The organism is Schumannella luteola (assembly GCF_013408685.1).
Classification (GTDB): domain Bacteria; phylum Actinomycetota; class Actinomycetes; order Actinomycetales; family Microbacteriaceae; genus Schumannella; species Schumannella luteola.
Window position 1 is genome coordinate 1,576,304 of record NZ_JACBZY010000001.1, and the last position, 20,166, is coordinate 1,596,469.

The 20,166-nt window shown below is 71.9% G+C and carries 18 protein-coding genes and 1 tRNA gene; 15 read left to right on the forward strand and 4 right to left on the reverse strand.

What is annotated here, in order from left to right; genetic code table 11:
- Positions 1–123 precede the first annotated feature (123 nt).
- From mtrA to secA, 6 genes are all read left to right on the forward strand, one after another.
- Positions 124–807 carry an MtrAB system response regulator MtrA gene (mtrA, locus tag BJ979_RS06985; RefSeq protein ID WP_179566525.1) on the forward strand — a complete coding sequence of 228 codons (684 nt, stop codon included), beginning with the start codon at positions 124–126 and terminating at the stop codon, positions 805–807.
- Between the two features lie 87 nt (positions 808–894).
- On the forward strand, positions 895–2,514 hold the full coding sequence (gene mtrB / locus BJ979_RS06990; RefSeq protein WP_179566527.1) for an MtrAB system histidine kinase MtrB: 1,620 nt from the start codon (positions 895–897) through the stop codon (positions 2,512–2,514).
- Positions 2,511–4,217, forward strand: a complete 1,707-nt coding sequence (locus BJ979_RS06995; RefSeq protein ID WP_179566529.1) for an LpqB family beta-propeller domain-containing protein — start codon at positions 2,511–2,513, stop codon at positions 4,215–4,217. Before mtrB ends, BJ979_RS06995 begins: the two co-directional genes overlap by 4 nt.
- Positions 4,218–4,572: 355 nt before the next feature.
- Positions 4,573–5,265, forward strand: coding sequence for a ComF family protein (locus tag BJ979_RS07000; protein WP_343046625.1), 693 nt, complete (start codon positions 4,573–4,575; stop codon positions 5,263–5,265).
- Between the two features lie 138 nt (positions 5,266–5,403).
- The gene (gene hpf / locus BJ979_RS07005; protein WP_179566539.1) at positions 5,404–6,063 is read left to right on the forward strand and encodes a ribosome hibernation-promoting factor, HPF/YfiA family; all 660 of its coding nucleotides are present in this window, start codon (positions 5,404–5,406) and stop codon (positions 6,061–6,063) included.
- 198 nt (positions 6,064–6,261) lie between these two features.
- On the forward strand, positions 6,262–9,084 hold the full coding sequence (gene secA, locus BJ979_RS07010) for a preprotein translocase subunit SecA (protein ID WP_179566548.1): 2,823 nt from the start codon (positions 6,262–6,264) through the stop codon (positions 9,082–9,084).
- A gap of 183 nt (positions 9,085–9,267) precedes the next feature.
- Here secA and BJ979_RS07015 read toward each other — a convergent pair whose 3' ends face one another.
- Complete coding sequence (locus BJ979_RS07015) at positions 9,268–9,723, reverse strand: Rv3235 family protein (protein ID WP_246286712.1); 456 nt, start codon at positions 9,721–9,723, stop codon at positions 9,268–9,270.
- A gap of 184 nt (positions 9,724–9,907) precedes the next feature.
- Between BJ979_RS07015 and BJ979_RS07020 the strand changes: the two genes are divergently transcribed.
- Entirely contained in the window at positions 9,908–10,501 is a 594-nt protein-coding gene (locus BJ979_RS07020; protein ID WP_179566550.1) for a hypothetical protein, read from the forward strand.
- A gap of 86 nt (positions 10,502–10,587) precedes the next feature.
- Here the strand turns inward: BJ979_RS07020 and BJ979_RS07025 are convergent, their stop codons facing one another.
- Positions 10,588–10,875, reverse strand: coding sequence for a helix-turn-helix domain-containing protein (locus BJ979_RS07025; protein WP_179566552.1), 288 nt, complete (start codon positions 10,873–10,875; stop codon positions 10,588–10,590).
- A 99-nt stretch (positions 10,876–10,974) separates the two neighbouring features.
- Between BJ979_RS07025 and BJ979_RS07030 the strand changes: the two genes are divergently transcribed.
- Genes BJ979_RS07030 through BJ979_RS07040 form a run of 3 tightly spaced genes read left to right on the forward strand, consistent with a single transcriptional unit; the run spans position 10,975 to position 14,850 of the window.
- The gene (locus tag BJ979_RS07030; RefSeq protein ID WP_179566554.1) at positions 10,975–11,610 is read left to right on the forward strand and encodes a hypothetical protein; all 636 of its coding nucleotides are present in this window, start codon (positions 10,975–10,977) and stop codon (positions 11,608–11,610) included.
- Positions 11,607–13,352: a CpaE/TadZ family protein gene (locus BJ979_RS07035; protein WP_179566556.1), complete on the forward strand. Its 1,746-nt coding sequence runs from the start codon at positions 11,607–11,609 to the stop codon at positions 13,350–13,352. Before BJ979_RS07030 ends, BJ979_RS07035 begins: the two co-directional genes overlap by 4 nt.
- Positions 13,353–13,356: 4 nt before the next feature.
- Positions 13,357–14,850, forward strand: a complete 1,494-nt coding sequence (locus tag BJ979_RS07040) for a histidine kinase N-terminal domain-containing protein (RefSeq protein WP_179566558.1) — start codon at positions 13,357–13,359, stop codon at positions 14,848–14,850.
- A 172-nt stretch (positions 14,851–15,022) separates the two neighbouring features.
- Here BJ979_RS07040 and BJ979_RS07045 read toward each other — a convergent pair whose 3' ends face one another.
- Positions 15,023–15,271, reverse strand: a complete 249-nt coding sequence (locus tag BJ979_RS07045) for a WhiB family transcriptional regulator (protein WP_141161725.1) — start codon at positions 15,269–15,271, stop codon at positions 15,023–15,025.
- Positions 15,272–15,454: 183 nt separating this feature from the next.
- Between BJ979_RS07045 and BJ979_RS07050 the strand changes: the two genes are divergently transcribed.
- The 3 genes from BJ979_RS07050 to BJ979_RS07060 are packed head-to-tail and all read left to right on the forward strand — an operon-like array spanning position 15,455 to position 18,325.
- A complete protein-coding gene (locus BJ979_RS07050; protein WP_179566560.1) occupies positions 15,455–15,943 on the forward strand; it encodes a hypothetical protein in 489 nt (162 codons plus the stop codon).
- Entirely contained in the window at positions 15,936–16,730 is a 795-nt protein-coding gene (locus tag BJ979_RS07055; protein WP_179566561.1) for an ABC transporter ATP-binding protein, read from the forward strand. Before BJ979_RS07050 ends, BJ979_RS07055 begins: the two co-directional genes overlap by 8 nt.
- Positions 16,712–18,325, forward strand: coding sequence for a transporter (locus tag BJ979_RS07060; RefSeq protein WP_179566563.1), 1,614 nt, complete (start codon positions 16,712–16,714; stop codon positions 18,323–18,325). The genes BJ979_RS07055 and BJ979_RS07060 overlap by 19 nt, the downstream gene beginning before the upstream one ends.
- A gap of 32 nt (positions 18,326–18,357) precedes the next feature.
- Here the strand turns inward: BJ979_RS07060 and bcp are convergent, their stop codons facing one another.
- On the reverse strand, positions 18,358–18,834 hold the full coding sequence (gene bcp / locus BJ979_RS07065; protein ID WP_179566565.1) for a thioredoxin-dependent thiol peroxidase: 477 nt from the start codon (positions 18,832–18,834) through the stop codon (positions 18,358–18,360).
- Positions 18,835–18,934: 100 nt separating this feature from the next.
- Here bcp and BJ979_RS07070 point away from each other — a divergent pair.
- Positions 18,935–19,010, forward strand: a tRNA-Lys gene (locus BJ979_RS07070).
- A 470-nt stretch (positions 19,011–19,480) separates the two neighbouring features.
- On the forward strand, positions 19,481–20,146 hold the full coding sequence (locus BJ979_RS07075) for a GntR family transcriptional regulator (RefSeq protein WP_343046626.1): 666 nt from the start codon (positions 19,481–19,483) through the stop codon (positions 20,144–20,146).
- Positions 20,147–20,166: the final 20 nt, after the last annotated feature.

Consider the following 20,166-nt stretch of genomic DNA (forward strand, 5'->3'; position numbering starts at 1 on the left):
ACCCGTGTCGTGGCCCCGAAACGGGGTGATCCTCAGCCATGTTTCCACACTCGACTAATCTGAGGGTGAGAAGTCGGCGGGCCCCCGGGGCCGCCCGCCCCCGAACCCGAAGCGACGAGGTACATGAACGCGCGAATCCTGGTTGTCGACGACGACACCGCGCTTGCCGAGATGATCGGCATCGTCCTGCGCGCCGAGGGCTTCGACCCCGCGTTCTGCGCCGACGGGTCGGCGGCGCTCGCCGAGTTCCGTTCCGTGCGCCCCGATCTCGTGCTGCTCGACGTCATGCTGCCCGGGCGCGACGGCATCCAGGTCTGCTCCGACATCCGCGCCGAGAGCGGCGTGCCGATCATCATGCTCACGGCGAAGACCGACACCTCGGATGTGGTGCGCGGCCTCGAGAGCGGTGCCGACGACTACGTGGTCAAGCCCTTCAATCCGAAGGAGCTCGTGGCCCGTGTGCGCACCCGACTGCGCCCCAGCCAGCCCGCCGCATCCGAGACCATCGCCGTCGGCGACCTGATCATCGACGTCGCCGGCCACGAGGTGCGCCGCGGCGAGGATCGCATCAACCTGACGCCGCTCGAGTTCCAGCTGCTGCTCGCGCTCGCCGCGAAGCCGCAGCAGGTGTTCACCCGCGAGATGCTGCTCGAGCAGGTCTGGGGCTACCACTACAAGGCCGACACCCGGCTCGTGAACGTGCACGTGCAGCGCCTGCGCGCCAAGGTCGAGCACGACCCCGACAACCCCCGCATCGTCACGACCGTGCGCGGCGTGGGCTACCGCGCCGGCGGCGGCGCGGCCTGAGCACGGCGGGCCGGGCCGTGGATCTCGGCACGCGTCGCGATGCGGCTCTCGTCGTGAACGGGCGCCGCTCGTGAACGGGGGCTGCTCGTGAACCGGCTCTCGCTGCGACTGTGGCTCGGCCGAGCGCTGCGGGCCTGGCGCACCTCGCTGCAGCTGCGCACGGTGCTCGCGACCATCCTGCTCTCCGGCCTCGCGGTGACCGTGATCGGCGGCTTCATCTCGACGAGCGTGCGCAGCAACCTCTTCGACTCGCGCCGCGACCAGGTCGTCGCCGAGTCGGAGCGCGCCACCGAGAACGCGCAGAGCGAGTTCAGCAACGCCGCCGAGCTGAGCGACTCGCAGGACTTCGACCAGGCCCAGTCGAGCGCGCGCGAGGCGATCGCCCGCAGCACGACCAGCCCCGGCGGCACGCTCGTCGCGATGCTGCGCGTCGCCGGACAGGACGGCCCGGTCGTCATGCAGAACCTCGTCAGCCGCGGCTTCGACGAGAGCACCATGGTCAGCGCGGCGCTGCGCTCGGCGGTGGATGCCGACTCCCGCGGCGAGGTCTACTCGCAGCCGCTGTCGATCGCCGGCGAGGAGGGCGGCGACCCGGGCATCATCACCGGCAGCGTGCTCGACGTGCCGGGCGGCGGCCGCTACGAGCTCTTCGTCGTCTACAACCTGCGCGACGTGCAGACCACCCTCGACTTCGTGCAGCGCACCATCGCGATCGGCGGCATCGCGCTCGTGTTCCTCATCGCGGCGGTGTCGTACGCGGTCGTGCGGCTCGTCGTGCGCCCGGTGCGCGTCGCGGCCCTGACCAGTCAGCGGCTCGCGGCCGGCGAGCTCGACCAGCGCATCCCCGTGCGCGGCGACGACGTGCTGGCCACGCTCGCGCGCTCCTTCAACGGCATGGCCGACAGCATGCAGCGCCAGATCCGCCAGCTCGCCGATCTGTCGCGGGTGCAGCAGCGCTTCGTCTCCGACGTCTCGCACGAGCTGCGCACCCCGCTCACGACGATCCGCCTCGCCGGCTCGGTGCTCTACGACCAGCGCGACGACTTCCCGCCGGCCACCGCCCGCGCCGCCGAGCTGCTGCACACGCAGACGGAGCGCTTCGAGGTGCTGCTCGGCGATCTGCTCGAGATGAGCCGCTACGACGCCGGCGCGGTGCAGCTCGAGACCGAGCCGACCAACCTGGTGCGGCTCGCCGAAGACGCGATCGAGGCGGTGCAGCCGCTCGCGCTCGAGCGCGGCAGCGAGCTGCGTCTCGTCGCGCCCGGCGGGTACTTCGAGGCCGACGTCGACTCGCGTCGCATCCGCCGCATCCTGCAGAACCTGCTCGGCAACGCGATCGACCACGGCGAGGGGCTGCCGATCGTCGTGCACGTCGACAGCGACAAGGATGCCGTGGCGATCGCCGTGCGCGACTACGGCATCGGCATGAGCGCCGAGGAGGTCGAGCGCGTCTTCGACCGCTTCTGGCGCGCCGACCCCTCGCGGCAGCGGCGCACCGGCGGCACCGGACTCGGACTGGCGATCGCCCTCGAGGATGCGGTGCTGCACGCCGGCCGTCTCGAACTGTGGTCGCGCGTCGGCGAGGGCAGCTGCTTCCGGCTGACCCTGCCGCGCCGCCGCGGCGAGGAGCCGGGGGAGTCGCCGCTGGGTCTCCCGCCCGACGACGGACTCGACACGACGCTCGCCCCGACGGAGGCCGACTCGTGACCGCGCGCCGACCCCTCGCCCTGCTCGTCGCCGCGGCGGCCGCGATCGCCCTGCTCGCCGGCTGCGTCAGCATCCCCACCTCGGGCGGCGTGACCGCGCACGAGAAGCAGACTGACGACTCGAGCGACGGCGGCTTCGCCTACCTGCCGCGCGGGCCGCAGAAGGGCGACAGCCAGGAGGAGATCCTGCGCGGCTTCCTGCGCGCCGGCCTCGGACCCGACGACCGCTACGCCGTCGCCCGCAGCTTCCTCACCACCGACTTCTCCTCGTCGTGGAACCCCAATGCCGCCGTCACGATCTCCGACGGCAGCGACGACACGGTCGAGCGCGAGAGCGACGACACCCTGAGCCTCGACACGACCGTCACGGCGCGGGTGGATGCGACGGGCCAGTACCGCGCGCTGCCCGGCTCGGTCGTCGACTCGATGAGCTTCCGCTTCGCCAAGGAGAAGGGGCAGTGGCGCATCGCCGAGGCCCCCGATGGCACGGTGCTCTCTCCCGGCAACTTCTCGCTCATCTTCGCCGCCTATCCGCTCTACTTCTTCGACCCCAGCGGCGACTTCCTCGTGCCCGACCTGCGCTGGTTCCCGACCCTGCCCTCCACCTCCGAGCGCATCGTGCGCACCCTGCTGCAGGGGCCGGCCGCGTGGCTCGGCTCGGGCGCCGTGATCAGCGCCTTCCCGAGCGGAACGCAGCTCGGCGGCAACCGGGTGTCCGTCGGCGACGACGGCACCGCCCGCGTCGATGTGAGCGACGGGGTGCTCGGCGAGTCCACCGTCCAGAAGCGGCGGATGCTGTTGCAGCTCGAGGCGAGCCTGCGCAGCCTCAACACGGTCACGAGCGCCGAGATGACCGTCGGCGACATCGTCGTGGATGTGCCCGGGGGCCCGGCCACCGGCGTCGACTCCGACCCGCAGGTCGACAGCTCGCCGCTCGGCATCCGCGACGGCGCCTTCGGCTACCTCGCGCCAGGCGGCGTGCGCGACCTCGGCGCGCTGAGCGACCGGGTCGTCGCCCTCGCGCCGACGGCGATCGCGCTGGACCGCGATCAGAGCTCGGCCGCCGTGCTGTCGAGTGCCGGGGTGTCGCGGGTGATCGCCGCGAACGCCTCGGGTGTCGTCGACGGCCGCGCGGGGCTCGTCGCCCCCGGCATCGACCCGCAGGGATTCATCTGGACGGCGCCCGCCGCGAGCCCGGGCGAGATCATCGCGGTCGACGACCAGGGCGGCCAGCACGCGGTCGCGCTCGCGTCGCCGATCCCGACCGGGGCGCGGCTCGCCGACCTGGAGGTGGCGCGTGACGGCGCTCGCGTCATCCTCTCGCTCAACACCCCGACCGGGCCGATCGCGCTCGTCGCGGCGGTGCAGCGCGACGGGCAGGGGGTTCCGGTGCGGCTCGGGGCGGCGCTCGAGCTGCCGCTGCCGTCGACGACCGGCGCGATCCTCGACGCGGCCTGGGTCGACGGCACCAACGTGGCGGTGCTGAGCACGCGGGCCGACGGCGGCGTGCAGGTGCGCGTGCTGCAGATCGGCGGCAAGTCGACCGACGCCGGGCGCCTCGACTCGGGGGTGCGCATCGTCGGCGGCAACGGCGGGTCGGGCGGCCTGCGGGTGCTCGGCGCCGACGGGCGCGTCATGCAGCGCGGCGGCGCCGGCTGGCAGGCGACCGGGCTGACGGCGTCGGTGCTGGCGACGCAGCAGTAGCGGCGGGGAGCGGACTCCCCGGCGTCGGAGCGCGCGCCGCGCCGTGCTGGGCGGGCACCAGGTCGGCCGAGCGCCATCCCTCCCCAGCCGGGTGCAGCAGGAGGTCTGCACGGATGCGGCACAGCAGGCCCGGCGCGGATGCGCGATGCCTCACGCTGGCCGGGTGAGCGATCCCGACGCCCCAGCCGGTGTGCCTGGTCTGCCTGGTCTGCCTGGCCCGCCTGGTCCGCCGAGCCGATCCGAGTCATCCGATGGGCTCGACGCGACCACCGGGTCCGGCGCGCGCGAGGCCGGTGGGTGCCGGGCACGGCGCTGGGCCGTCCTGCGCTCGGCGCTGCTGGACGCGCTCGCCGTCGTGCTGCCGGTCGACTGCGTCGGCTGCGGCGCTCCCGACCGGGCGATCTGCGACGACTGCCGTGGCGAGCTGGAGCCGCTGCCGCACGAGCGCCGGCTCGGCGGCCCCGACGATCCGCCGCTGCTCGTTGTCGCGGGGCTCGCGTATGGCGGCGTCGCACGACGGGCGCTCGTCGCGCTCAAGGAGCAGGAGCGCACCGAGCTGCTCGGAGCGCTCGCGCCGGCGCTCGCCGCGGCCGCCGTGCGACTCGCCGAGCTGGTGCCCGATGCTCCCGCCCCCGACCTCGCTGCGGGGCCCGAGCCGGTCCCCGCGCTCGAGCTGTGCCGGGTGCCCACCTCGCGCCGGGCGTTTCGCCGGCGCGGGCGCGAGCCGGTCGCGCAGCTCGCCGTGCGGGCCGGGCTGCGCACCCGCTCGCTGCTGCGCGTCGCCCCGCGCTCGGCCCGGCAGAAGCAGCTCGGCGTCGACAAGCGGGCCGAGAACCTGCGCGGCGCGATGCGCGCCCCGGGCTCGCTCGCGGGCTGTCGCCTGGTGCTCGTCGACGACGTCGTGACGACGGGAGCGACGCTGCTCGAGGCGGCGCGCGCCGCGCGCGAGGCGGGTGCCGAGGTGGTCGGCGCGATCGCCGTCGCATCGACGCCGAAGCTGTTCCGGGCATCCCGTCGAGGCGCCGCGCGAGGCGACGGTGAACGCTGACGGACTTCTAAGGCAATGCACCGAGAACGGGCCGTGACAACGCGGGGTCGGCAGGGATAGCGTGGCCCCACCAACACGGCGTGAAGGGATGACCGCCTGGAACCGGGCGGAGCACACGCCGGAGACAGGAGGTCGCGCATGGACGTCACGATCACCGGCCGGGGGGTCGGAATCCCGGAGCGGTTCGAGGATTACGCCACTGAGAAGGCCGATAAGGTCGCGAAGCTCGCCGAGAAGGCGCTCGCTCTCGAGATCAAGGTGTGTCGCCATCATGAGAAAGCCGGGGGATCGACCGGCGATGATCGCGTCGAGCTGACCCTCATCGGACCGGGACCGATCGTGCGCGCCGAGGCCGGCGCCGGCGACAAGTACGCCGCCTTCGACCTCGCGCTCGACAAGATGGTCGAGCGCATCCGCCAGGCCAAGGACCGCAAGAAGGTGCACCGCGGCCAGCACCGGCCCACCTCGCTGCGCGAGGCCAGCGCCGACGGCTTCCGCACGGCGGGCCTCGAAGCCGCGTCGGCCGAGGCCATCGAGGCGGTCGCGACCGGCAGCGTTCCGGTGCAGCCCGAGGCGGAACAGGGCTGGAGCCCGGTCGTCATCCGCCAGAAGGTCTTCCCCGCGAGCCGGATGACGCAAGAGGACGCGGTCGACCACATGGAGCTAGTCGGTCACGACTTCTTCCTCTTCATCGACGCGCGCACCGATCGCCCGAGCGTCGTCTACCGCCGCAAGGGGTGGGACTACGGCGTGATCGGACTCGAGGAGTCGGCGGACGAGCTGGTCGGCCAGCGCTGACGACAGCCCGCACGGAAGACAGCGTGCGGCGGGGCGGCGGCCTTCGGGTCGTCGCCCCGTCGCGTGTGCCGGAGCCGGCGCGGCGGCGGCCCCGGTCGGGGGTCAGTGAGGCCCAGGATCCCGGCGCGGCGGATTGGTAGAGTAACGCGCTGGTAACAGCGGCGATGCCGCGTGCCGCTCAACGGAAACGGAGTCGCTGTGGCGAACGTGCTCGAGAAGGTCCTCCGCGTCGGCGAGGGTCGCGTCCTGCGACGCCTCAAGAACTACGCGAAGGCGGTCGATCAGCTCGAAGAGGCCTTCGAGGAGCTGACCGACGAGGAGCTGCGCGACGAGACCGTGCAGCTGCGCGAGCGCTACGCCAAGGGCGAGTCGCTCGACGACATGCTCCCCGAGGCCTTCGCGGCCGTGCGCGAGGCGGCCAAGCGCACCCTCGGCATGCGCCCCTTCGAGGTGCAGGCGATGGGCGGCGCGAACCTCCACCTCGGCAACATCTCCGAGATGAAGACCGGTGAGGGCAAGACCCTGACCGCGGTCTTCGCGGCGTACCTCAACGCCATCCCCGCACGTGGCGCGCACGTCATCACGGTCAACGACTTCCTCGCGAGCTACCAGTCCGAGCTGATGGGCCGCGTCTTCCGCGCCCTCGGCATGACGACCGGCTGCATCGTCTCGGGCCAGACCCCCGAGGAGCGCCGCGAGCAGTACGCCGCCGACGTCACCTACGGCACGAACAACGAGTTCGGCTTCGACTACCTGCGCGACAACATGGCCTGGCAGGCCAGCGACATGGTGCAGCGCGGCCACTTCTTCGCGATCGTCGACGAGGTCGACTCGATCCTCATCGACGAGGCCCGCACCCCGCTGATCATCTCCGGCCCGTCGTCGGGCGAGGCGAACCGCTGGTTCGGCGAGTTCGCCAACATCGCCAAGCGCCTCATCGAGAACGACGACTACGAGGTGGATGAGAAGAAGCGCACCGTGGGTGTGCTCGAGCCCGGCATCGAGAAGGTCGAGGACTACCTCGGCATCGACAACCTCTACGAGTCGGCGAACACCCCGCTGATCTCGTTCCTCAACAACTCGATCAAGGCCCGCGCGCTGTTCAAGCGCGACAAGGACTACGTCGTGATGAACGGCGAGGTGCTCATCGTCGACGAGCACACCGGCCGCATCCTCGTCGGGCGCCGCTATAACGAGGGCATCCACCAGGCGATCGAGGCGAAGGAGGGCGTGCAGGTCAAGGCCGAGAACCAGACCCTCGCGACCATCACGCTGCAGAACTACTTCCGCCTCTACGAGAAGCTCTCGGGCATGACCGGAACCGCCGAGACCGAGGCGGCCGAGTTCATGTCGACCTACAAGCTCGGCGTCGTGCCCATCCCGACGAACAAGCCGATGGTGCGCAAGGACCAGCCCGACCTCGTCTACAAGAACGAGAAGGGCAAGTTCGACCAGGTCGTGGAGGACATCGTCGAGCGCCACAAGGAGGGCCAGCCCGTCCTCGTCGGCACCACGAGCGTCGAGAAGAGCGAGTACCTCTCGCGCCTGCTCGCCAAGAAGGGCGTGCGCCACGAGGTGCTCAACGCCAAGAACCACGCGCGTGAGGCCGCGATCGTGGCCCAGGCCGGCCGCCTCGGCGCCGTGACCGTCGCCACCAACATGGCCGGTCGTGGAACCGACATCATGCTCGGCGGCAACGCCGAGTTCATGGCCGTCGCCGAGATGAACGCGAAGGGCCTCAGCCCCGCCGAGACCCCCGACGAGTACGAGAAGGAGTGGGACGGCGTCTTCGCCGCCACCAAGAAGGTCGTCGAGGACGAGGCTGACAAGGTCATCGCCGCCGGCGGTCTCTACGTTCTCGGCACCGAGCGCCACGAGTCGCGCCGCATCGACAACCAGCTGCGCGGACGCTCCGGGCGCCAGGGCGACCCGGGCGAGAGCCGCTTCTACCTGTCGCTCGAAGACGACCTCATGCGCCTGTTCAACACGGGCGCCGCCGAGGCGCTCATGTCGCGCGCGCCCGACGACGTCGCGATCCAGTCGCGCACCGTCTCGAACGCGATCCGCTCCGCGCAGTCGCAGGTCGAGTCGCGCAACGCCGAGATCCGCAAGAACGTGCTCAAGTACGACGACGTGCTCAACCGCCAGCGCGAGGCGATCTACAGCGACCGTCGTCACATCCTCGAGGGCGACGACCTGCAGGACCGCACGCAGAAGTTCCTCGACGATGTGATCGGCGAGGTCGTCGACGAGCGCACCTCCGAGGGGCAGAGCGAGGACTGGGACCTCGACGGCCTCTGGACCGAGCTGCGTCAGCTCTACCCGGTGTCGATCACGATCGACGAGGTCGTCACCGAGTCGGGCGGCAGCCGCGGCAAGCTCACCTCGAAGTCGCTCAAGGAGGAGGTCGTCTCCGACGCGCACATCGCCTACGAGCGCCGCGAGGCGGAGCTCGGCGAGGGCGCGATGCGCGAGCTCGAGCGCCGCGTCGTGCTCAGCGTGATCGACCGCCGCTGGCGTGACCACCTCTACGAGATGGACTACCTCAAGGACGGCATCGGCCTGCGCGCGATGGCGCAGCGCGACCCGCTGGTCGAGTACCAGCGCGAGGGCTTCACGCTGTTCCAGCAGATGATGGGCTCGATCCGCGAGGAGACCGTCGGCTTCCTCTTCAACCTCGAGGTCGAGGTGACCGCCCACGGCGACCACCAGCACGTGGATGCGAAGGGTCTGAACGGCGACGAGGCTCCGCAGCAGCAGCTCAGCTACTCCGCGCCGAGCGACGATGCCTCGGGCGACGTCGAGGTGCGCAACCAGCGCGGCCAGGTCGAGCGCGCCGCGACGGCGCGCGCGCAGCAGAAGCAGGCGGCGCAGCAGGGCGGCGGCGCCGCGGCGCAGCAGCAGCCCGCTGAGCCTGCTCAGCCGGCGGCGCGCGGCGCCTTCGGGCAGCGCACCGATGGCGACGGGGCGGCGGCTCCGGCCAACCGCGCCGACCGCCGGGCGGCCCAGAAGAAGAAATGAGCGCGGCGGCGGGGCGCTGAGGCATCCCGCCGCTGAGCAGACACCGCGAGGGCGGGCGATCGTGACGATCGCCCGCCCTCGCGGTCGTTGCAGTCGATGATGCAGATGATGCTGCCGGCGTCCGCCGCGTGGTGCCGCGGGTTAGACCCGCCGGGTCAGACCCGCCGGGTCAGCGCCGCCGGGTCAGAGCACGTGGATCGCGGTCGCCCGCCAGCGTCGGTCGAGTCCCTCGAGACGGAAGGCGACGGCGCGGGCTCGACCGCGGCCGAGCACGATCACGGTCGCCTCGACGACGCCGTCGGCGGGATGCGTCACGATCACGGATCCGATCGCGACGGCCGGTCGCACCGGTTTCGCGCCGCGCGCCTGGCGCGCTCTCGTGCTGAGCACGACCCGCTTGAGCAGGTGCTTGTAGACGTTGTCGTCGACCCAGCGCGCGATCTGCTCGAGCTCGCGCGCGCCGGCGAGGATCTCGACGACGCAGCGCGTGAGGTTCTCGAGCAGCGGCCGCGGATCGGGCAGGTCATCGGTGCGCGAGGGCTGGTGCCCGAACCAGGTGTCGGCATCGTAGCGACCGCGTGGAGCCCGGGCCGAGGTGCCGTCGACGACGACGGCGAGAGCGGGGCGGGCTTCGGACATGCGATTCACCTGGCCTAGAAGTAAGAGGGAGAGCGTCTACCCCCGTTCGGGGGTGATGTTCACTCAACCACGCCGCCCGTGCATGCGTCCAGAGGATCAATCACATTGTGGAGAACTGTGTCGACGGGACCACGGCTGTGGATAATGTGCCCGCCCCGGCCGGGCTCGGCGCTACCGTGCCCGCATGCGCTGGGACCGCCTGTTCGACGATCTGGAGAGCCAGCTCGAGCAGGAGCTCGATGCCGAGCAGTCCGACCTCGTCGCCGAGGAGGAGCGTCTCCGGCTGGGCCGGCTCGCGCTGCGCGACCGCCTCACCGAGATGATCCGGTCGGAGGCCGGCGCCGAGCTCGACCTCGTGCTGCGCGACGGCTCGCGCATCCTGCTCGCCGTCGGCTCGTCGGGGCGCGACTGGATCGCCGGCGAGCTGCGCGGCGACACCCGGGTGCGCGCCGCCTGCATCCTGCCGATCGCGTCCATCGGCGCGGTCGCACCCCGCGGCGACCAGCTCGCCGTGAGCCTCGGCGCACCGCCGGTCGGCGATCCGCAGCCCGAGCTCTCGGCCCGACTCGGTCTCGGCTTCGTGCTGCGCGAGCTGAGCCGACGGCGCAGCCCGGTCGACCTCGCGACGAGCTGGGGTCGCGTGCACGGCACGATCGACCGGATCGGCCGCGACCATCTCGATCTCGCCGAGCACGAGCCGGGCGCCCAGCGCCGCGGACGCGCCGTGCGGCGCACGTTGCTCGTGCCCTTCTCCGAGATCCTGTTCGTGCGGTACTGAGGAGGAGCGCCGGCCGACGCGACGGCGGCGTCGAACGCTGACAGCGCAGGCGCTGCCGGATCCATCGCGGATGGTCAGCAGCGCGATCAGAAGCGCGAATCGCGCCCGAACATCTCGACGATCCCGGCGGCGTCACCCAGATCCGACTGGTTCCAGCGGTTGAGTCGGCGGGTCTCCTCGTACTTGGCCTCGATGTAGGACTCGAGCACCGGGCGCTCGACCCGCCACTGCCCGCGGGCGCCGACCTTGATCGCCGGCAGCTCGCCCGTGCGCACGAGCGTGTAGGCCTGGCTGAGCGAGATGTTCAGCACCTCCGCCGTGTCGGCGAGGGTCAGGAAACGCCCCACGCTCGCGGAGGAATCGGCACCGGCCATGACTCGAGTATGGTCCCGCCGACTTCCGCCCGGGGCGGTCACCGGCGGGCTGTGGATAACTCTCTCGGCGCATCCGTGATCGGCGTCACCATGTCATCCGTGACCACTGAATCGCCCCGCCGTCGACGCCCCATCGACCCGCGCCTGCTCATCGGGCTGGCACTCGTGCTCGTCTCGGTCGCGGGCGTCGTCGGCGTCGTGGCCGCGACCGATCGCACGGTGCGCGTGTACGCCGCCGGCGGCACCCTGACGCCGGGAGAGCACGTCGGGCGCGACGACCTGGTGCTGCGCAGCGTCGCGCTCGACGGGGCCGACGCGCACTACCTGCGCGAGGGGCAGCTGTCGCGCGCCGGGCTCGTCGTGACCCGTACGATCCACGGCGGCGAGCTCGTGCCGCGTGAGGCGGTCGGCGGCGGCGACGAGGTGGATGCGGCCCGGCTCGTCGTGCAGGTCGACGGCCGTATCGGATCGGCGATCACCCCGGGGGCCGTCGTCGACGTCTGGGGCGCGACCGCCGCCGAGCGCGGAGCGGACGACGACGCATCCGCGCCGCCGAGCGTGCTCGCCGCCGACGCGATCGTGGTGCAGGTGCTCGATGACAAGGGACTGGTCGCCGGCTCGTCGAGCGTGGCGGTCGAACTGCGGGTGCCGCGCGAGCGCATCGCGCGACTGCTGCAGGCCGTCGCCGACGATCAGCGCCTCTCGCTCGTCGCGGCCGGCGGGGGAGCGGCATGACCGAGGTCGGGCTCGCGCTCCCCTTCGCCGAGGAGGAGCGGCTCGCGGCCGAGGCGGCGCGTCACGGCCATCGGGTCGCGCTGCGCTGCTCGGGCGCCGACGAGCTCGCGTCGCGGGTCGCGGCGGCTCCGCCCGAGCTCGTGCTCGTGGCCGCCGATCCGCGCTATCTGACCGCACGGCTGATCGAGGTCTGCGACCGCGCGGGAGTGCGGATGGTGGTCGTGGCGGAGCCGGGTGGCGAGCGCTGGGCGCGGTCGCTCGGCGTCGTGGATGCGGTCGCGGGCCCCGCGCGCTGGGAGCTGCTCGAGGATCCGACCCGAGTGCCGCGTCCGCGGGAGGAGTCGGGTTCGGGAGCGGCGCCGAACGGAGTCGGTGAGGCTGAGCGGGGCGCAGGTGAGCGCGAAGCAGATGAGCGCGGTGCAGCACCGGGACGGTCGCGGGGAACGAGGTCGCGCTGGTCGCTGCTCCGCCGCGGAGGTGGTCGGCGAGCGGAGGCGGGTGCGGACGGCCAGGAGAATCATGCCGACGCCGCAGGAGCGAGGGGGGTCCCGGGTGGGCGGCGTGCTGCATATGGCTCCGGCTCCGGCTCCGGAGGTGCGGCGTCGGCGAGGGCCTCCTCGCATGATCAGTTCGCGCCGGAGGAGGGCTTCTCTCGCGCCGCGTACTCTGACACCGCATTCTCCGGTTCGGTGTTCTCCGGCTCGGCGTTCTCCAGCGGACCATCCGACGGCGACGACGCCGCGCGGTCGCCGGGCGGCTTCGATCCTGGCGCCGGAACCCGCGCTGGCGCCGGCACCGATCCGGGCGTCGCGACCGCGCCTGCCTCGGTACGGCGCCCCGCCGCCGTGATCGCGGTCTGGGGACCGCACGGCGCTCCGGGGCGCACGGCGATGGCCATCGCCGTCGCCGCCGAACTGGCGGCGTCGGGTGCCCGCGTCGCGCTCGCCGACGCCGATACGCATGCGGCGGCCGTCGCGCCCTCCCTCGGGCTGCTCGACGAGGCGCCCGGCTTCGCCGCCGCCTGCCGCCTCGCCGGAGCCGGCTCGCTCGACGCCGAGGAGTTCGAGCGGCTGGCGCGCATCCACGAGGCTCCGGGCTCGCAGCTGCACGTGCTCACCGGACTCACCCGAGCCGCCCGCTGGCCCGAGATCAGCGGCGACCGGGTGCGCGCCGTGATCGCCGCCGCCCGCGACTGGGTCGACTACCTCGTGATCGACGTCGCCGCGAGCCTCGAGCACGATGAGGAGCTCACGAGCGACGTGCTCGCCCCGCGCCGCAACGCGGCGACCGACGCGGTGCTCGGTGCCGCCGATCACGTGATCGAGGTCGGTCGGGCGGATCCCGTCGGGATCGCCCGATTCCTGCACGCCCACGCCGAGCTGCTCGAGGTGGCCGCACCGCCGCGCACCACCGTCGTGCTCAACCGCGTGCGCGCGAGCGCGATCGGGCTGGATGCGGCCGGCCAGGTGCGGCAGACGCTGCAGCGCTTCGGCGGCATCGAGCGCCCGGTGCTCGTGCCCGACGATCCCGCCGCCTTCGACGCCGCCGTACTGTCGGGGACGACGCTCGCGGCGGTCGCGCCGCGCTCGCCGGCGCTGAGCGCCATCCGCGATCTCGTTCACTCCGAGCTGCTGCCGCCGCCGGCCGCGACGCCGAGCCGGGCACGTCGGCGCCGGGAGGAGAAGGCGAGCCGCGCCGCTCGCGGGGGTGGACGGAGCGTGCGCGCGCAGCGGCTAGCCTGAACCGGTGAGCACCCTCTCCGAGACCGTTCTCGCCCAGGAGCGGTCGTCCCAGGCCGACGTCGACTGGCTGCAGGTGCTCGTCGCCGACGGTCAGCTGCTGGCTGATCTCGCCTTCGCCGACATCGTGCTCTGGGTGCCCACCGACCAGGGCGGCTTCATCGCCGTCTCGCACTCGCGTCCCTCGTCGGCGGCCACGCTCTTCTACCGCGACTTCGTCGGGCAGCAGATCAAGCCCGAGTGGAAGTCGCAGGTCACCGAGGCTTTCGAGTCGGGCGCGATCGTCGACACCGCCGCCCCCGACTGGTACGAGGAGACGCCGACGCGCGTCAGCGCCATCCCGGTCATGCGCCGGCTCGACCCGAGCAGCACCACCACGACCGACTCGCCGATCGCCGTCATCACCCGGCACTCGAACCTCAGCGAGGCGCGCACCCCCAGCCGCCAGGAGCTGACCTTCAATCAGTGCGCCACCGACCTGTTCGAGATGATCGCCGCCGGCGACTTCCCCGACATGCAGGCCCCCGCCGGTCCGCGCCGTGGCGCCCCGCGCGCCTCCGACGGGCTCATCCGCCTCGACGTGGATGGCGTCGTCACCTTCGCCAGCCCCAACGGCCTCTCCGCCTTCAACCGCCTCGGCTTCGACGGCGAGCTCGAGGGACTGTCGCTCGCCGAGGTGACGACCGAGCTCATCAAGGGCAAGCTCATCGTCGACGAGTCGCTGCCGCTCGTCGTCACCGGTCGCGCACCGTGGCGCACCGACATCGAGGCGGCCGGCGTGACGATGACGCTGCGCACCATCCCGATCCGGCACGGCCTCACCCGGGTCGGAGCGATGGTGCTCGTGCGCGACGTGACCGAGGCGCGCCACCAGGAGCAGGAGCTCATCACCAAAGACGCGACGATCCGCGAGATCCACCACCGCGTCAAGAACAACCTGCAGACCGTCGCCTCGCTGCTGCGTATCCAGGCCCGCCGCAGCCGCAGCGAGGAGGCGACCGAGTCGCTCACCCAGGCCATGCGCCGGGTCGCCGCGATCGCGGTCGTGCACGACACGCTCAGCACCGGGCTCAGCCAGAACGTCGACTTCGACGAGGTCTTCGATCGCGTCGTGATGCTGACGGCCGAGGTCGCGGCGAGCCACAACTCGCACGTGCGCCCCGTGAAGACCGGCGAGTTCGGCGTGCTGCCGAGCGAGTACGCGACGCCGCTCGCCCTCGCGCTGACCGAGCTGGTCACGAACGCGGTCGAGCACGGCCTGCGCGACCGCGACGGTCAGGTCGACATCGAGGCCAAGCGCGGCGAGCACAGCCTGACGGTGTCGGTGCGCGACGACGGCGCCGGGCTGCCGGAGGGGCGCGTCGGATCGGGTCTCGGCACGCAGATCGTGCGCACCCTCATCCAGGGCGAGCTGAGCGGATCGATCGAGTGGCACTCGCGCGACGGCGAGGGCACCGAGGTGCTCATCGAGGTGCCGCTGCGCTGGCTCGAGAAGCGCTGACGCTTAAGCAGCGCTGACGACGGCGCCCGGGCGGCACCCGTCGTCCTGACGCTGAGTCAGTCTCAGACTTGACCGGGATACGACTCACGCCGCCACCCGGTCACGAAGGTGACGCGGGATGACGGCGTGAGTTCGCGTCAGCGGCGGGGCCGCGCGAAGATGAGGTGTCGGCTCAGGAAGCGCGGCGAGCGCGAGCGGCGCGGCGCTTGAGGGCGCGGCGCTCGTCTTCGCTGAGGCCGCCCCAGACGCCCGAGTCCTGGTTGGTCTCGAGGGCGTACTGCAGGCACATCTCGGTGACCGAGCACTGAGCGCAGACCGACTTGGCCTTCTCGATCTGGTCGACGGCGGGGCCCGTGTTCCCGACAGGGAAGAACAGCTCGGGATCAGCGGTCAGGCAGGCGGCATTATCGCGCCAGTCCATGGTGGTGCTCCTTGGGTTGTTGCGGGGACACGCTGAAGCGGGGAATGAATCCGCACGATTCAGCGAAGATGAGATGACGTGGATTTCGGGAGGACGTCGACCTCATCGTCGGCGCTCAATCAACCGTCAATCACTGTTTCATACTTGTTACGTCAGATCAATAGGTTCGAATGGAGTGCGCCTGTGAATCGCCAGCATCGCCCGCCTGTCGTGACGGTGGCCGTCGTCTTGCTGGCGGGTGAAGCTCTGGTGGCGCTCGCGGGAACCATCTGGGTGGTCGTCGGGCTGATCGCGGGCGGCGCCGACTCGCTCGCGAGCGCCTGGGCGTTGCTGGTGCTGGCCGTGCTGGCCACCGTCGCGCTCGCGGGTCTCGCCGTCGCGACGCTGCGCGGTCGGGCGTGGGCGCGCACCGCGGTGATCGTGACGCAGCTGCTCACGATCCTCGTCGGGGTCAGCGCCCTGTGGGGTGCCGGCTCGCAACCGGAGATCGGGTGGCCGCTCATCCTCGTCGGCGTCGCGCTGTTCGCGCTCATGCAGGTTCCCGCCGTGCGCCATCATCTGCGGCTGCGCGGCGACGGCACGGTGCGCGTGGAGCCCGGTCAGCAGGAGGCGGACGACGCGGGTCCGAACGGACGAGGCTCCGGCGGAACGGGCACGGGCCGGCGTGGCTGACGCCGGCGGCACGACCCCCGGCACGACCCCCGTCACCGCGGCGCTCGAGCTGCGCGGCCTGCGCAAGAGCTTCGGCGCGAAGGCGGCCGTCGACGGCGTCGACCTGATCGTGCCGGGCGGCTCGTTCTTCGGGCTCGTCGGCCCGAACGGCGCCGGCAAGACGACGACGCTGTCGATGGCGACGGGGCTGCTGCGACCGGATGCGGGCACGGCCCGGGTGCATGGCCTCGACGTGTGGTCCGATCCCTTCGCGGCGAAGCGCATCATCGGCAACCTCGCCGACGGCATCGAGCTCTTCGACCGGCTCACCGGCGAGCAGCTGATCGTCTACACGGGTTTGCTGTTCGGGCTCGACCGCGCGACGGTCGCGAGTCGCGCATCCGACCTGCTCGACCTGCTCGATCTGACGCCGAGCGCGGGCTCGCCGGTGAGCGACTACTCGGCGGGCATGCGCAAGAAGATCGGTCTGGCGGCGGCGCTCGTGCACTCGCCGCGGCTGCTCGTGCTCGATGAGCCCTTCGAGTCGGTGGATCCGGTGTCGGCGGCGAACATCCGCGACATCCTCACCGGCTTCGCGCGCTCGGGCGGCACGGTCGTCGTGTCGAGCCATTCCATGGATCTGGTGCAGCGGATGTGCGACCACGTCGCGATCGTGGCCGCCGGCCGGGTGCTCGCGGCCGGCACCGTCGACGAGGTGCGCGGCGAGGGCACGCTCGAAGACCGCTTCCTGCAGCTGGTGGGCGGTCGCCGGCACGACGAGGGGCCGGAGTGGCTGCGGGGGAGCTGAGCGAGCGCGCCGCGATCGCGCTGCTGCTGCGGCTGCGGTTCCGCGTGCTGCTGAACACGCTGCGCCGCAACGTGCTGCAGCTCGTGCTCGTGATCCTCGGCGGCGCGCAGGGCGCGATCGTGACGGCGCTCGCGATCGTCGGCCTGGTGCTGCTGGGGCTGCTCGGCGGCGACGATCCTGGCGCGCTGCAGGTGCGGCAGCGCACGGTGGTGACCGGCGGGCTCGTGCTGACGCTGGGCTGGATGATCGTGCCGCTGATCACGAGCGGCGTCGAGAACACGCTCGATCCGCGACGACTGGCGCGCTTCCCGATCCGCGTCGGCACGCTGCTGGGGGCGCAGGTGCTCGTCGGTCTGACCTGGATCCCCGGAGCGCTGACCGTGCTGGCCGCGCTCGCCACAGCCGCGGTCTGGCGCGGGCCGGCGATCGCGGTCGCGGTGCTCTGCGCCGTGCCCGGGGTGCTGATCTGCGTGGTCGGCAGCCGGCTCGCGGCGTCGCTCACGACCGCGGCGATCGCCTCGCGGCGCGCCGGGCTGCGGGCGGGCGTGATCGCGGCGGCGCTCGCGGTGCTGGTGCTGCCGATCGCGGTGGCGGTGCTGGTCGGGCTGCGCGCGGCCGAGCCGGTCGGCGGTGTCGTGGACGCGCTCGCCTGGACGCCGCTCGCGGTCGTCTGGTCGGCTGCGGGGCTGGTCGCGACGGGGTATCCGCTCGCCGCTCTCGGCGCCGTCGCGCTCGGGGTGCTGGTGCTGGCGGCGCTCGTCATCGCCTGGCGCGCGTCGGTGCTCGCGGTCGCGCGCACCACCGGCGACGCCGGCGGCCGCGCGGTCGCCGCCGGGCGCCTCGGGGCGCTGCGATGGATGCCGGCGAACCCGGCCGGGGCGATCGCGGCGCGCTCGCTGACCTACTGGTTCCGCGACACCCGCTACGCGCGGCAGCTCGTGGTCGTGCCCCTGCTGCCCGTGCTGCTGATCTTCTGGGCGCGGCTGATCGACCAGCCGGGCCTCGGGATCGCGGTCGCGCCGCTGGTCGCGGGACTGCTACCGCTGACGATGTTCAGCGCGATCTCCTACGACGGCACGGCGTTCGCCGGGCACCTCATGGCGCCGGTTCCGGGTTGGGCGGATCGGGTCGGCCGGGCCGCGGCGATCGGCGTGATCGCCGGCCCGGCGACCGTCGCGATCGCGGTGATCGGGCTGGTCGTCGTCGGCCGTCTCGACCTGCTGCCGCCGATCCTCGGCATGAGCGCGGCGGTGCTGCTCGGGGCGCTCGGGGTGATCTCGGTTTCGTCGGCGCTGGTCGTCGTGCCGGTGCCGCGCACGGGCCGCAACCCCTTCGCGGGCTCGGCGGGCGCCGGGATGACGTCGGTGATCGGCTCATATGCCGTCACCGGCATCACCGCGCTGGTCGGCATCCCGACCATCGTGCCGGGGGTGCTCGCGATCGTGTTCGACCGGCCCGCTCTCGGCTGGGCGACGCTGGTCGTCGGCCTCGTCGAGGGCGCGATCGTGCTGGCGATCGGCGTGCGCGTGGGCGGCCGGCTGCTCGACCGGCGCGGCCCCGAGATCCTGCAGCGGCTGCGCAGCACCGGCGTCTGAGCGCTCCAGTGGCTGAGCGCTCCGGCGTGGGCTCAGGTGGCCGCGAGCCCCAGCTTCTTGCGCAGCATGTTGACGTGGCCGGTGGCCTTCGTGTTGTAGAAGGTCTGCTCGACCCTGCCCTCGGCGTCGATCACGAAGGTCGAGCGCAGCACGCCGGTGATGGTCTTGCCGTAGTTGAGCTTCTCGCCCCAGGCGGCGTAGGCCTCGTGCACGGCGTGGTCGGGGTCGCTCAGCAGCGGGAACGGCAGGTGCTCCTCCTCGCGGAACTCGGCGAGCTTCTCGACGCTGTCGCGCGAGATGCCGAGCACGGTGTAGCCGGCGGCCTGCAGCGGGGCGGAGCTGTCGCGGAAGTCGCACGCCTGCGTCGTGCATCCGGGTGTGAAGGCCTGCGGGTAGAAGTAGAGGATGACCCGCTGGCCTCGCAGCGACGCGAGCGTCACGGTGTCACCGTGGTCGTCGACGAGCGAGAAATCGGGGGCGAGGTCTCCGGGCTGCAGGCGTTCGGTCACCCGTCGAGCCTACGGTCGTGCCGAGTGGTCAACGGCACCCGAAAGACCTGCTATCGTTGTCCCTCGGTTCGGTTCTTCCGAATCGGCAGCCGCAAGGCATGCACCTCTAGCTCAATTGGCAGAGCAACTGACTCTTAATCAGTGGGTTCCGGGTTCAAGTCCCGGGGGGTGTACCACGAAGGCCCGGAATCTCAATGGTTCCGGGCCTTTTCTCGTTCGAGCCGGGGTCGCTCGCGTCATGAGGTGCGCTGGATGTGCGCTGTTCGACGGGCGGTCAACTCGGCGCTGGGGCTCAGGCTCCCGACGGCTCGTCCAAGAGGGACTGTGCGGGCGTCGGCGGGATGTCCTCATGCCGGATGACCGTGATCGGTTGCCATCCCCGACCACGCTGCTGTGATCCTCCGACGCATCGCCTTCTCTGCATTCTGGCTCGACGATGCCCGAGGGCATGCTGTCGTGGTGGGCGACCCTGATGCGACAGATCGCCCGTCGGCAACGTGTCAGCGCGGCGATCATCCGCGGGGGTTGTAGATTGTCTGACACAACATCCGTCGAATGGATCGCTATGTCCCTCGCCTCGCCCGGCAGGTCCGATCGCGTCAGCTGGGCGCCGAGTCGTCTCGCTGCCATGTCGCGCAAGGATGCGGTGACTACGGAGATCCGCCGTGCGATCGTCCTCGGCGAGCTGAAGCCGGGTGACAAGCTCACTGAGCAGCACCTCGCCGAATCGCTGGGCGTCAGCCGGCCGACGGTGCGCGAGGCGCTGAATCAGCTGATCCGCGACGGGCTCATCGTCCAGCAGCCGTACCGGGGCACCCGGGTGGCCGAGGTCACGCCGGCGCAGATCCTCGAGATCGCGCGCGCCCGCGTCGCGCTCGACATGGTGGCGATCGACGCGATCCTCGCCGATGAGACGGGGCAGAAGCTCGCCGACGTCGAGCAGGTGTGGAACAACTTCGAACGGGCGCCGCAAGACGACCCGCTCGCGCAGCACGAAGCCCATATCGCCTTCCACCGCGACATCTGGGTCGCGTCGGGCAACTATCTGCTGATCAACCTCTGGCCGGTGACCGAGGCGCACATCACCCTCGCGCTCGCCGAAGACCAGACGGCGCGGTCCGATCCCGATCGCGCCCATCGCCTGCACGACGAGCTCATGAAGGCGATCCGCACGCGCGACCGCGCGACCATCGAGCGCACCTTCATCCAGCACACGATCGACAGCGCCGAGGAGTTCGTCGCGCTGCTCGGAGCGGCGCCTGCCGCCCCGAAGGCGACGCGCGGCGCCGGCCGCGCCGCCGCGTCGAGCTGACCTCCGGCGGATTTCACACG

What these genes read in the sequence shown, in the direction of transcription:
- mtrA (WP_179566525.1), top strand. Translation starts at nt 124, where the DNA reads ATGAACGCGCGAATCCTGGTTGTCGACGACGACACCGCGCTTGCCGAG.
- hpf (WP_179566539.1), top strand. Translation starts at nt 5,404, where the DNA reads ATGGACGTCACGATCACCGGCCGGGGGGTCGGAATCCCGGAGCGGTTC.
- BJ979_RS07015 (WP_246286712.1), bottom strand. Translation starts at nt 9,723, where the DNA reads ATGTCCGAAGCCCGCCCCGCTCTCGCCGTCGTCGTCGACGGCACCTCG.
- BJ979_RS07020 (WP_179566550.1), top strand. Translation starts at nt 9,908, where the DNA reads ATGCGCTGGGACCGCCTGTTCGACGATCTGGAGAGCCAGCTCGAGCAG.
- BJ979_RS07025 (WP_179566552.1), bottom strand. Translation starts at nt 10,875, where the DNA reads ATGGCCGGTGCCGATTCCTCCGCGAGCGTGGGGCGTTTCCTGACCCTC.
- BJ979_RS07035 (WP_179566556.1), top strand. Translation starts at nt 11,607, where the DNA reads ATGACCGAGGTCGGGCTCGCGCTCCCCTTCGCCGAGGAGGAGCGGCTC.
- BJ979_RS07045 (WP_141161725.1), bottom strand. Translation starts at nt 15,271, where the DNA reads ATGGACTGGCGCGATAATGCCGCCTGCCTGACCGCTGATCCCGAGCTG.